Below are 12,954 nucleotides of genomic sequence, written 5' to 3'. Positions count from 1 at the left end.
AAAATTCTGTGATGCTCGCCAGCATTCCTGGCGTAAAGCCCTCTTATAACCATTTCCACGCACAAACTTTAGCTATCCTTATCAAACAAACTAACGGGAGACCAGACAGATGATGCCAACGCTTACTTCGCCGTCTGTACTTTCTGCTCCCCAGCGCCGCTGCCAGGTTTTACTGACGCTTTTCCAGCCGGGGCAAATCGCCACCACGGAAACATTCAGCGCGCTCAATGGCGTCGATGATGAAATTGCCCGTGAGGATATCACCGAAACAGGCCTGGAGATCCAGCGCTATCATCGACTCGCCATCACAACGGGTCAGAACGGACGCTACCGAATCGAGGGGGCTGCGCTCAACCAACGTTTGTGCCTTTTACACTGGCTCAGACGCGGCTTACGCATATGCCCGACCTTCATTACGCAACAGTTTACGCCGGCATTAAAAACCGAGCTTAAACGGAGAGGGATCGCGCGTACGTTGTATGACGATACCAATCTGCATGCGCTGATCAACCTTTGCTCGCGGCGGCTGCAAAAACCGTTTGAATGCCGGGATGTGCAGTTTCTGCGGCTGTTTTTACAATATTGCCTGCTACAGCATCATGCGGGCATCGCACCGGCGTTTAATCCGCTACAGAAACAGTGGGCGCAGTCCTGCGCCGAATACCCGCTCGCGCTGGAGATTGGCCGTCACTGGCAGCGCCGCGTCATGCAAAACGCGCCGCTCGACGAAACGCTGTTTATGGCTTTACTGTTTTCCATGATTCGCATCCCCGACCCTATCCACGACAACCATCAGCAGGATCACCGCCTGCGCCTGGCTGTCGCCCGGCTGGTGTTGCGCTTTCGGGAAATGGGGCAGGTACGCTTCAGCGACGAACAGGGACTTAACGACCAACTCTATGTGCACCTTGCCCAGGCGCTGAGCCGAAGTTTATTCGCCATTGGTATTGATAACACGCTGCCGGAAGAGTTCAGTCGCCTCTACCCTCGGCTGGTGCGCACCACGCGTGACGCCCTCGCCGGGTTTGAAAGCGAATACGGTGTGCGTTTCTCTGATGAAGAGACAGGGCTGGTCGCGGTAATTTTTGGCGCATGGCTGATGCAGGAGAACGACCTGCACGAAAAGCAGATCGTGTTACTGACAGGCAATAACGGCGAACTGGAGGCACATATTGAGCAGCAATTACGAGAACTGACGCTCCTGCCGCTCAATATTAAGCATGTGCCGACGCAGACCTTCCAGAAAGACGGTTCGCCGCGCGGCGTGGCGCTGATTGTCACCCCGTATGCCACACCGCTGCCGCTCTTTTCGCCGCCGTTGATTCATGCGGACCTGTCGCTTACCGCACACCAACAGCAGCAGATCCGCAAAATACTGGAATCATGATGACGCGGCGACGTTAGGCCGTAAGAAAATAGCAGGCAACGCCACCAATGCCATCACCCAGAATACGCCGTTCCCTAAATGCTGATACAGGAATCCGGCGAATACGGTCATGATGGCGATGCTGCCGCCCATCGCCACGGCAGAATAGACCGCCTGTAGACGAATCACTTCGCTTCCCTGGCGAGCGGCGATATAACGCATCGCGGCCAGATGGCAAACGGTAAAAGTGCCGCAATGCAGAATCTGGATCGCTATCAACCACGGCAGCGCGGTGCTCCAGCCCATTAATCCCCAGCGAATGACGCCGCATACGGCGGAGAGCAATAGCAGATCGCGAGCGCTAAAACGGCGGAACAGTTTGTTGCTCAGCGCAAAAATAACCACTTCCGCCACCACGCCCAGCGACCACAAATACCCCACTGCCGAGGCGGAATAGCCCGCCCCCTGCCAGTAAATCGCGCTGAAGCCGTAATAAGCGGCATGCGCGCCTTGCAGCAGGCACACGCAGGCGAGAAAGCGCCAGCTCTGAACGACGAGCGTACGCCAGGCAGGCCAGCCCGCGCTCTCCTGATGACGGCTTTCCCCCTGCGGTAATACGCTCGGTCGCAGCAGCATACCTAGCAGCATCGAGGCCACCCCAAGCGTCAATAGCCCCAGAATCGCCTGATAATCAAAGAGGCTCACCAGCTTCCCGGTCAACGCCGAGCCGATCACAAACGCAATGGACCCCCACAAACGCACCCGGCCATAGTCCATCGTTAACTGTTTTTGCCAGGTATTGGCCAGCGCATCGGTGAGCGGCACCAGCGGCGAGAAGAAGAGGTTAAAACCGATCATCACCACCATCAGCCACGCGACGTGCGTCCCTGCCCAGAATGCAAGGGCAAACACCAGCGTCAGCAACGCCAGAAGGCGTAACGCAGAAATCAAGCGGGAAGGATCGCTCACCCGTGGCGCAATCAACAGGCTACCGAGGAAACGCGCCACCAGCCCCGCCCCTAGCAAGAGACCGATGGTTTCCGGCGTCAGTCCCAGGCCTTTAAGCCAGACGCTCCAGAATGGCAGAAAAATACCGTAGCTAAAGAAGTAGGTAAAATAACCGAGCGCCAGCCAGCGCGTGGAGTGCAAAACCATGATTCCCTCCCGTATGGAGGCGATAGTCTGGCGATAAATGCAGGCTGGCGCAAGAGAGCATTAACAGGCGAATAACATCTTTTTTGGCCTAAACAACAGCGATTTGCATCGCGAAATGGCACTGGTCTCCCTGAGCTAAAGCCTGGAGTCCCGGTTGCCCCGGCATGTTGTGGGCATTTACCGGGTGCGACTGCGGTTCCAGACACAAGAATGACTCCCCTTGCATTCTGAATAGCATAAGCCAGGGCGTTTGCGATAAAAGCGTGACCTTCATCACATCACGCTGCACAATCGCCCGCCCGCTCCAGCCGGAATACCCTACGTTAAGCCACGCATCCTCGCCATATTGCGCGCCGGAAAAATCCGCCTGCCGGGGAATATCGCTTTGCCATTCCTGCGGCAGATGCTGCTTACCTTCCGGCCAGTAACCGCTGGCGGCAAACTGCACAGTACTGTGACGATCAAAAGCAAAGTACGGGTGGAATCCGCAACCATAAAGCATCGGTCGTTCCCCCCGGTGCGTTATCGTCAGCGAGGCATGAAGCACAGAAGCGTTCAGCTGATAGTGAAGATCCGCGACATAATCATAACCGCACGCCATTTGACGACCTGAACGCAGATGACAGGCATCCTCATGAACGGCAATCGTATCCCAGCGCCTGAGCCAGCCGTCACCGTGCAGAAAGAAAACGGCATCCTCCTCATGCCGGGGAAGATTCACCGCCTCTCCCCGGAACAAAAAACGGTTTTCGGCAACGCGATTGGCGACCGGCAGCATGGGGAACAGGCCGCATTCGCCGGGTTTTACGCCGCATCCTTCACGTAAAACGGCCTGCTGATGCGCTAATGAAAACAAACTCAACAATCTGCCGCCCTGCGGATCAACACGCATCCGCAGATGCGTGTTTTGTAATATCAGCGTATCGTCCATTACCGTGCGCTTCGCTGTTGAGTTGACGGGCTGGATTTCACATGCCGCGCCGCCAGTTGCTCTTCCAGCGCCTCCAGCGTCACGCCTTTCGTTTCAGGCACATTGCGCAGCACGTAGAAATACCCCATCGCGCAGATAATGCCGTAAAGCAGGAAACTGCCCGCCGCTCCCAGCCCCGCATTAAGCAGCGGGAACGTGTAGGTCAGCAGGAAGCAGGCAATCCAGAGCGCCAGCGTCCCCAGCGACATCGCCAGACCACGGACGCGATTCGGGAAGATTTCCGACAACAGAACCCAGGTGACAGGCGCCAGCGTCAGGGCGTAAATCGCAATAGCCGCCAGCACCAGCACCAGAACCGGCCAGCCCATAATCCCCATCCCGTAAGCGGCGGCAATCAGTACATAAATCACCGTGAGTCCTGAAGCGCCAAACAGCATCAGTTTTCGGCGACCAATTTTATCGACCAGCGGCAGCGCTGCGAGGGTGAAGACGAGGTTAATGATCCCTGTGGCGACAATGGATTTTAACGTTCCGTTGATATCAAACCCTGCGGAAGCGAAGATCTCCTGCGCATAGTTGAAGATCACATTGATCCCGCACCATTGCTGGAAGACGGCCAGCACCATACCGATGATGACAATCGGTTTAATCTGCGGCTGCAATAGCGTTGACCAGGCCACTTTGTGGTTGTCTTTCAGCAGAGTATGTTCTATTTCCCGCAACGTCTGCCCGGCATACTCCGCTGAGCCAATCCGTTGCAGCATGGCGCGGGCGCGTTCAGGTTTGCCCGCTTTGACCAGCCAGCGCGGTGATTCCGGCACAAAGAACATCAGAACCAGAAACGCCAGCGCAGGCACCAGTTCCGCGCCAAACATCCAGCGCCAGCCCATCTGCCCATTCCAGCTTTCAACAATCGCCTGCCGGGTCGCGTCGGTCGCCACCGGTTCAGCAATCATCAGGTTAATGAGCTGAGCCGCCAGCACGCCGATCACGATCGTGAGTTGGTTGACCGCCACAAAACGTCCACGCTTTTCCGCTGGGCTGACTTCCGCGATGTACAGTGGGCTAAGGGCGGACGCCAGGCCGATTCCTACGCCGCCAACGATACGGTAAATCACAAACATATCGAAATTGCTGGCGACAGCGGTTCCCCAGGACGATGCGCTGAACAGGATCGCGGCCAGAATCAGCGGCATTTTTCGCCCAAATTTATCAGCGCACCAGCCGGACATCAGTGCACCAAAGATACAGCCGACCAGCGCTGAACTCATCGCCCAGCCGGACTGCGCGGGATCGGTAATTGAAAAATAGGCTTCGTAGAACGGTTTGGCGCCGCCAATCACCACCCAGTCATAGCCAAACAGCAAGCCGCCGCAGGCGGCAACCAGACAGATAGTCCAGACATAACCGATTCTTAAATGTGTCTGCGTGTTATTCATTATGATTCCTCTTTCAGGGAAACGCAGGGAACAGCAGGTTTCAGGTGGAGTCGCCTCCACCTGTTCAGGGTCTATTGAAATAACGGTACGTTGAGCGCATGGCGCAGCAGCTGCGCCTTGTCATGCGTCGGATTGCGTTGCAGGAGCGCGTTTAGCGCCTGCTGGCACGCCGGGATATCGCCCAGCCCCAGATGGCCCAGCGCGGTAATGAACAGGCAGTGCTGCTGGTGTTTCTCCTGCGCGGGTGTATCCAGCACGACCAGATCCGGTAACGATACGGCGAAGAAATCGACGTCGGGAACCTTGTCACGCTGCGTCTCCACCCATTGCAGGAAACTCTGGAAAAGAAGGTTCGCTTCAGTGCAGTCACCTGACGCTTTCAGCGCCATCCCCTGCCAGAAGAGATAATCCACCGGCTGGTCATTGTAGTAACGTCCCGCGTCCAACGAGCTGCCTCCGCGAGTCGCGCGGGTGAAATAGCGCTGCGCCTCATCATGATGACCTTGCTGGCGCGCGCAATAGCCCAGCAAATACCAGATGTCATTATCCGTTTGTCCCGGTAAACGCCCCTCGCCGAGATTGTGCGGATAGTGCAACGCCTGCTGAAGCAAAACGGTGGCGTTTTGCGGCTCGCCACGGCGAATAGCCTCCAGCGCCTGATGGATCTGATTCAGTAAATATTGCCCGGTGGCTTTGCCCTCCCCGCCTTCCCAGGGGTGAAAAACACGTTCGCGCAACACCCCGGCGGCCGCTTCGTAGCGACCGAGGCTATTCCATACGCTAAGCAATTCCACGGTCAGATCGTCGCGATGGAAAACAATCTCTTTGCTGGCCTCCAGCCGTTGTAAACGCGCCTCGGCTGGCGCTGCCATCAGTTTGTTCAGATAATCCAGCTCAAACAGGAAGCGGGCATTCTTCGGCTCCAGCGCAACCGCCTGAGACAGGTATTTCAGCGCTTTCTGCGCATCGTGCTGTTTGTTCCAGGCGTAAATCCCCAGCAGCCGATGCACCGGCGCGAAATTCGGTTCCTGCTCCAGCGTAAACTGCCAGCAATTCACCGCCTCTTCATAACAACGCTTGCTGTACCAGAAACAACCCAGCAGATAGCGAGCGAAGGCGCAATCCGACAGCGTTTGCAGCATTTGCACTTCGTCGAGCGTGTTGGGAAAACGAACGCGGTTGTGCAAACAGTCGCGAGCCAGCGCAATAAACGGTTGCGGATCATCACTCAGCGACGCGCGCCACAGCATGGGCAGCGTCTCCTGGCTGTCGAGCAGCGTCAGCACCGCGCGGGCGGCCTCTTTTTGCCCACAAGAGACCAGCCAGCCCGCCAGCTCGCAGGCGTTGGCGCCACGGCGCCCGGTAATGGCGATAAGCGCCTCTTTCGCCGCCTCATCCTGACGGATAGCCCAGCGCGCATAATGCAGGGTATAACTCAGCGGGTACTCAATAAGCTGCTGTGAAATATACGCCAGCGCTTCGGTTGTGCGCCCGAGTCCGGCCAGAGCCAGTGCTTTCAGCCCCATCGCCAGATTATTGCTGCCATTAAAGCGCAAACTCAGATTCACTTTCTCCAGCGCATCGGCGTAATCATTCCGCTTCATGGCGATTCGCGCCAGCGACCAGAAGGCCGCGTCACGACAGTTGCCGCTCCAGCTGGCTTTGTAGTAGTGCTCACGGGCGAAGTCGTCCTTGCCCTGGCGTTCCAGCGCGGCGGCCAGCAGCATACTCGCTTCCCCATCACGCGGGTTTTTATTGAGCTTATGCGCCCGCTGTAAAGCAGACTGCGCACAGCGCTCTGCCTGCGCCCAGTCCGCACGATTCAGCGCCAGCGTACCCAGCGCAACATTGTTGCGATAGTCATGCGGGTCCACGTCCAGCGCTCGCTGGTAATACTCTTCTGCATAGCGGCTGGCATGGTTGTACTGCTCCAGATGCTGACCAATAAAATAGAGCTCATCAGTACAGGACAGCGCCTCTGGCAGTTCGGGCGCGCAGGCCGCTTTCGGCAACGGCAAGTCCTCCGCGATATGCTCCTCATACGCCAGCAGCGTGACGCCATCACGACGGGCAACGGTCATTTTCACCCGCGCGTGGCCCGCGTCAGAAAGATCGGCGCGCCAGCTTTGACCGGGTTCCAGCGTGAGTGTTTTTTCAAAGAACGGTTGCCCCTGGGCACAAAGCGTTACCTGAACGTCATGTAGCGGCGCAACGGCATAAACGCCGGATGAAAGCTGGTTCCCTTCTCGCTCAAGGCGCAGCGCAAGCTGCGTACTGGCGTTTTGCACCATGCCCAGTTCACTGTAGGGCAGGAAATTTTGCACGAAGACTTTCTCTTCATACGGCGCAAGCCAGGTAAAATCAGGCTGGTTGTCGGTGAAGACCCCGGTCATGAGTTCAATGTACGGGCCGTTGTCATCGGTCAGGTTGCGATCCCAGGCCACGCCAAAATCACCGTATCCCCACGTCCACTGTTTTTTACCCGGCGAAATATGGTGGTCGGCCACATGCAGCAGTCCCCCTCGTTCGCCATGATGCCAGGCGCCGACAAAATCATAATCTGACTTTTCAGCCATATAAGAGGTCGGCACCGGTACATTTTTATAACGCGAGATATCCACGCCGGCGGAGTAGTCCACTTTGTAATAAGTGCCCGTCGCGATCGGAAAGGCGGAGACATCCCGTTTACCGTGGTCATATACGGCAGTGACGTCCGGCGGGAAAACGCTCTGGTGGTCGTCTCCGCCTTTCACCGCCGGGTTTGCCCACCACAAAAAATGGCGCGGCGTAGCGTTGCCGTTAAAGACTTTTCCGGTGATTTCAATTAATGCCCGATCGGGGTACAGCGTAAATCCGGTCATCACCTGCAAGCCGCGCATGGGCTCCACTTCCCCCATCCACACGGTTTGTTCTCCGCGTTCGCCCTGCTGACAGGTAAAATCCACCGGCATAAATGTGGTAGGACGGTGATGCTGCGGCCAGTTAAATTCAATCCCACCGGAGATCCACGGCCCCAGCAGCCCGACCAGCGCGGGTTTCACCACTTCGTTGTAGTAAACAAAATCACGCTGCTGCACTTTGTCATACGCGCGATGAATACGTCCGCCCAGCTCCGGCAACAGCATGATGCGAATAAAATCATTCTCCATCCAGACTGCCTGATACTCGCGCATTTCACGTTCACCGGTCAGCGTATCGATGACGCCATAAGGATAAACCGCGCCTGAAGACCCCTGATAAACCCGTTTTTCCAGGAACATCGGGTTCGGATCTTCTTCGCCGGTTGTCCACGTAGGGAGTGAGAGTGTTTCCTGCCAGACCTTAACTGAACCGTACATGTCATTCTCCACTAAACAAACAAAAGTAAAATTTCACCTTGCTGCTATTCTGGGGCAGATAACTGGCGTTAAAATACGCAATGCTCACGCAATATAGTTAAGGGAGTTAAGTGTATGCAGCGTACAGGGTTCAATAACGCCCGGGTCAGGCAAGCCAACAAGCAGATCTTTCTGTCGCACCTGTGGCGTGAAAAACAGCTCAGTAAATCCCGGCTGGCGCAGCTCAGCGGCCTGTCGATTCCGGCGGTCAGCAATATTCTGGAGGAGTTGATCGATGAGGGAAGAATTTGCCATTCCCGGGAGACGTTAAGCCAACGAGGGCTGAGTAGCGGCAGCTATCACCTGCCCGAACAGGGAGACTGGACGCTGTGTATGAACGTGACGCCCACCAGCATCACCAGCCAGTTGGCAGATGCGCGTCTGGTCGCCGTGGGCGACTGGCGCCATGCGGAGATCAATGCCGGTTCGCCAAAAGCCTTGCTGACCGCGCTTGCCGCGCACTGGCGGGAATATCGTCAGCGCTATCCCGACGTGACCATCAATCTGGCATTAGGCGTTCACGGTCAGGTCGATCCCATTACCGGGGCGTCAAAAACCATGCCGCAGGCACCGTGGAAAACCCCGGTTGAGATTAAATATTTGCTGGAGGAGATGCTCGGCGTACAGGTGCGGTTAGACAATGACTGCGTGATGCTGGCGCTGGCGGAGAAGTGGCAAAACCCGGCGGCAAACCGCGATTTTTGCGTCATTAACGTCGATTACGGAATTGGTTCCTCCTTTGTCATCAACGACAACATCTGGCGCGGCAGTTTGTATGGCAGCGGTCAGATCGGACATACCATCGTCAACCCGGACGGGGTGGCCTGTGATTGCGGCCGCTACGGCTGTCTGGAAACTGTGGCCTCGCTCAGCGCGCTTAAAAAACAGGCCCGACGGTGGATGAAAACGCAGCCCACGGCGGATTGCGACCCAGAAACTATCACCATCGATCAACTGATTACCGCCTGGCAACAGGGCGATGTCCGCATCCAGGCCTGGGTGGAACACGCCGCCAGCGCGATTGGCCTGAGTTTATATAACTTTCTGAATATCCTGAATATTAACCAAATCTGGATTTATGGCCGCAGTTGCGCCTTTGGCGAAAGCTGGCTGAATACGCTGGTGCAGCAAACGGGGTTTAATCCCTTTGATCATGGCGATAACCCGCAGGCAAGATCCACCCGGATCGGCTTTGGCACACTCAGTCGTTCGCAACAGTTGATGGGGATCGGCTATCTGTACGTCGAATCACAGCTAAACGCGCTCTGAATATGAGTCCGACACCCTGCGATGAAAGGAGACTCGCTTGTCGAATGAAAAACCACCGGCGCGGTATTAAAATTATTCATATAACCGGGTATCAAAGTCGCGCCTGGATTCGCCCGCACGGCGTGACCCGGAAATAAAAAAGGCTTCCCGCAGGAAGCCTTTTTCACGATGCCAGGCGTATCGCTTACGCGTAAACAGGGAAGCGTGCGCAGATGTCCAGCACTTTGCCTTTGATGCGCTCGATAACCGCTTCATCGTTGATGTTGTCCAGCACATCGCACATCCAGCCAGCCAGCTCTTTGGCTTCTGCTTCTTTAAAGCCGCGACGCGTAATGGCCGGAGAACCGATACGGATACCGGAAGTAACAAACGGGCTCTTCGGATCGTTCGGCACGCTGTTTTTGTTAACGGTGATGTTGGCACGACCCAGCGCGGCGTCAGCTTCTTTACCGGTCAGGTTTTTGTCCACCAGATCCAGCAGGAACAGGTGGTTCTCCGTACCGCCGGAAACCACTTTGTAGCCACGGTTCAGGAACACTTCCACCATCGCTTTGGCGTTTTTGGCAACCTGCTGCTGGTAGACTTTGAACTCCGGTTCCATCGCTTCTTTCAGCGCCACCGCTTTACCGGCGATCACGTGCATCAGCGGGCCACCCTGAGCACTAGGGAAAACGGCAGAGTTCAGTTTTTTGTACAACTCTTCGTCACCGCCTTTCGCCAGGATCAGGCCGCCGCGCGGACCCGCCAGGGTTTTGTGCGTGGTGGTGGTCACAACGTGAGCATGCGGAACCGGGTTCGGATAAACGTCTGCGGCGATAAGACCCGCGACGTGCGCCATATCAACAAACAGGTACGCGCCAATGCTGTCGGCAATTTCACGCATTTTTGCCCAGTCAACGACGCCGGAATAAGCAGAGAAGCCGCCGATGATCATCTTCGGTTTATGAGTCTGAGCCAGCTTCGCCATCTCTTCGTAGTCAATTTTACCGGACTCATCGATGCCGTAAGGCACGATGTTGTACAGTTTACCGGAGAAGTTTACCGGAGAACCGTGAGTCAGGTGGCCACCTTGCGCCAGGTTCATACCCAGAACGGTGTCGCCCGGTTGCAGCAGCGCAGTGTAGACCGCGAAGTTAGCCTGAGAACCAGAGTGCGGCTGGACGTTGGCGTAGTCTGCGCCAAACAGTTCTTTCGCGCGGTCAATCGCCAGTTGCTCAACGACATCCACATATTCGCAACCGCCGTAGTAGCGCTTGCCCGGATATCCTTCAGCATATTTGTTGGTCAGCTGAGACCCCTGCGCCTGCATCACGCGCGGGCTAGTGTAGTTTTCGGAGGCGATCAGTTCGATGTGCTCTTCCTGACGTACTTTTTCCTGCTCCATAGCCTGCCACAGTTCGGCATCATAATCGGCAATGTTCATTTCACGCTTTAACATCCGCATCTCCTGACTCAGCTAACGATAAATTTTTGGCCTAAAAAGGCAATCCCGTGGGACAACGGCCAACAGTATAACCGAATCATTCTGCGATAACAGGTCTTGACAAAGGATTTTACGCAAACGATTACCTTCATGCTGTACAAGGCTTTGTCGAATGAAGACCTTACGAATTTCAACGGATTTCTTTTCAGGTTTGTGATGCAGATTTTTCACGTTGTAACGTTAAAAACGCAAAGTTACAAAGAACCATTTACAATACAGGGTTATTTTTTATAAGATGTATTTGACATACATCATTAAAGTCTCAGATAAAGGAAGACAGTATGCTTGACGCTCAAACCATCGCCACAGTAAAAGCCACCATTCCCCTGCTGGTTGAAACCGGTCCAAAACTGACCGCCCATTTCTACGATCGCATGTTTACCCACAACCCTGAACTCAAAGAAATTTTTAACATGAGTAACCAGCGAAATGGCGATCAACGTGAAGCGCTGTTTAACGCCATCGCGGCCTATGCCAGCAATATCGAAAACCTGCCTGCGCTGCTGCCTGCGGTAGAAAAAATCGCCCAGAAGCACACCAGTTTCCAGATCAAACCAGAACAGTACAACATCGTTGGTGGCCACCTGCTGGCAACGCTGGACGAAATGTTCAGCCCGGGCCAGGAAGTGCTGGATGCCTGGGGTAAAGCGTATGGCGTTCTGGCCAATGTCTTTATCAATCGCGAAGCGCAAATCTACAGCGAAAACGCCAGCAAGAATGGCGGCTGGGAAGGCACTCGTCCGTTCCGTATCGTCGCGAAAACGCCGCGCAGCGCCCTGATTACCAGCTTTGAATTTGAACCGGTCGATGGCGGCCCGGTCGCAGAATATCATCCGGGTCAATACCTGGGGGTCTGGCTGAAACCGGAAGGCTTCCCGCATCAGGAGATCCGTCAGTATTCCCTGACCCGCAAGCCGGATGGTAAAGGTTATCGCATCGCAGTTAAGCGTGAAGATGGCGGTCAGGTTTCCAGCTGGCTGCACAACCACGCAAGCGTCGGCGATATCGTCCACTTAGCCGCTCCGGCTGGTGATTTCTTCATGGATGTCGCAACGGACACGCCTGTTTCTCTGATTTCCGCAGGCGTAGGCCAGACTCCGATGCTGGCTATGCTGGATACGCTGACCAAAGCCAACCACACCGCGCAGGTGAACTGGTTCCACGCAGCGGAAAACGGCGACGTGCATGCGTTCGCAGATGAAGTGAGCGAGCTGGGTAAAACCCTGCCGCGCTTTACCGCACATACCTGGTATCGCGAACCGACAGAAGCCGATCGTGCGAATGGCGCATTCGACAGCACAGGTCTGATGGATTTAAACAAACTGGAGAGTGCGATCAGCGATCCGGCAATGCAGTTTTATCTGTGCGGTCCGGTCGGCTTTATGCAGTTTGCTGCGAAGCAGCTGACAGGGCTGGGCGTGAAAAGCGAAAACATTCATTACGAATGCTTCGGCCCACATAAAGTGCTGTAATTAAGTCATGCCTGATGGCGCTGCACTTATCAGGCCTACGGGATTTTGTAGGCCGGATAAGGTGTTTACACCGCCATCCGGCAAGCACGACGCGGCTTAAATTGCCGCGTCGTCTTCTTCACCGGTACGAATACGAATCACGCGCGCAACGTCAAAGACGAAAATTTTACCGTCACCGATTTTCCCCGTCTGCGCGGTGCGAATAATGGTGTCAACGCAGGTATCCACGATATCGTCGGTCACCACGATTTCAATTTTCACCTTCGGCAGAAAATCCACCATATATTCCGCGCCACGGTACAGCTCGGTATGGCCTTTCTGACGCCCAAAGCCTTTCACTTCGGTAACCGTCATACCGGTAATGCCTACCTCAGCCAGCGCTTCACGGACGTCGTCCAGCTTGAAGGGTTTAATAATCGCATCAATCTTTTTCATGCTATTCCTTGAAAAGGTCGCCTGTCT

General features: G+C 55.5%; 9 protein-coding genes and 1 pseudogene. 4 read left to right on the top strand and 6 right to left on the bottom strand.

Translation table 11 applies throughout. The features are described from left to right. Positions 1-109 precede the first annotated feature (109 nt). Positions 110-1,387 carry a stationary phase inducible protein CsiE gene (gene csiE, locus OGX75_RS00255; protein WP_286450855.1) on the top strand — a complete coding sequence of 426 codons (1,278 nt, stop codon included), beginning with the start codon at positions 110-112 and terminating at the stop codon, positions 1,385-1,387. Here csiE and OGX75_RS00250 read toward each other — a convergent pair. The 4 genes from OGX75_RS00250 to OGX75_RS00235 form a co-directional block, all read right to left on the bottom strand. Then, positions 1,382-2,521, bottom strand: coding sequence for a 3-phenylpropionate MFS transporter (locus OGX75_RS00250; protein ID WP_047461985.1), 1,140 nt, complete (start codon positions 2,519-2,521; stop codon positions 1,382-1,384). The genes csiE and OGX75_RS00250 overlap by 6 nt on opposite strands. Positions 2,522-2,609: 88 nt before the next feature. Next, on the bottom strand, positions 2,610-3,452 hold the full coding sequence (locus OGX75_RS00245) for an aldose 1-epimerase (RefSeq protein WP_286450854.1): 843 nt from the start codon (positions 3,450-3,452) through the stop codon (positions 2,610-2,612). Then, positions 3,452-4,891 carry a sugar porter family MFS transporter gene (locus OGX75_RS00240; RefSeq protein WP_110493944.1) on the bottom strand — a complete coding sequence of 480 codons (1,440 nt, stop codon included), beginning with the start codon at positions 4,889-4,891 and terminating at the stop codon, positions 3,452-3,454. The genes OGX75_RS00245 and OGX75_RS00240 overlap by 1 nt, the downstream gene beginning before the upstream one ends. Before the next feature lie 71 nt (positions 4,892-4,962). After that, a complete protein-coding gene (locus OGX75_RS00235; RefSeq protein WP_286450853.1) occupies positions 4,963-8,229 on the bottom strand; it encodes a DUF5107 domain-containing protein in 3,267 nt (1,088 codons plus the stop codon). A 114-nt stretch (positions 8,230-8,343) separates the two neighbouring features. On the opposite strand from OGX75_RS00235, the gene OGX75_RS00230 reads away from it, so the two are divergent. Then, the gene (locus OGX75_RS00230) at positions 8,344-9,537 is read left to right on the top strand and encodes an ROK family transcriptional regulator (RefSeq protein WP_047461977.1); all 1,194 of its coding nucleotides are present in this window, start codon (positions 8,344-8,346) and stop codon (positions 9,535-9,537) included. Between the two features lie 184 nt (positions 9,538-9,721). On the opposite strand, the gene glyA is transcribed toward OGX75_RS00230, so the two are convergent. Continuing rightward, a complete protein-coding gene (gene glyA, locus OGX75_RS00225) occupies positions 9,722-10,975 on the bottom strand; it encodes a serine hydroxymethyltransferase (protein ID WP_024130115.1) in 1,254 nt (417 codons plus the stop codon). A 326-nt stretch (positions 10,976-11,301) separates the two neighbouring features. Here glyA and hmpA point away from each other — a divergent pair, with 326 nt between their 5' ends. Both hmpA and OGX75_RS21245 read left to right on the top strand, forming a co-directional pair. Then, complete coding sequence (gene hmpA / locus OGX75_RS00220; RefSeq protein WP_012131231.1) at positions 11,302-12,492, top strand: NO-inducible flavohemoprotein; 1,191 nt, start codon at positions 11,302-11,304, stop codon at positions 12,490-12,492. Positions 12,493-12,496: 4 nt separating this feature from the next. After that, a pseudogene (locus OGX75_RS21245) lies at positions 12,497-12,592 on the top strand (hypothetical protein); the annotation flags it as partial. Here the strand turns inward: OGX75_RS21245 and glnB are convergent. Continuing rightward, the gene (gene glnB, locus OGX75_RS00215) at positions 12,589-12,927 is read right to left on the bottom strand and encodes a nitrogen regulatory protein P-II (RefSeq protein ID WP_002914032.1); all 339 of its coding nucleotides are present in this window, start codon (positions 12,925-12,927) and stop codon (positions 12,589-12,591) included. The pseudogene OGX75_RS21245 and the gene glnB sit on opposite strands and share 4 nt — an antisense overlap. Positions 12,928-12,954: the final 27 nt, after the last annotated feature.

The organism is Citrobacter sp. CK199 (assembly GCF_030333285.1).
GTDB classification, from domain to species: domain Bacteria; phylum Pseudomonadota; class Gammaproteobacteria; order Enterobacterales; family Enterobacteriaceae; genus Citrobacter_B; species Citrobacter_B koseri.
This window is presented reverse-complemented; position numbering and strand designations above follow the sequence as displayed.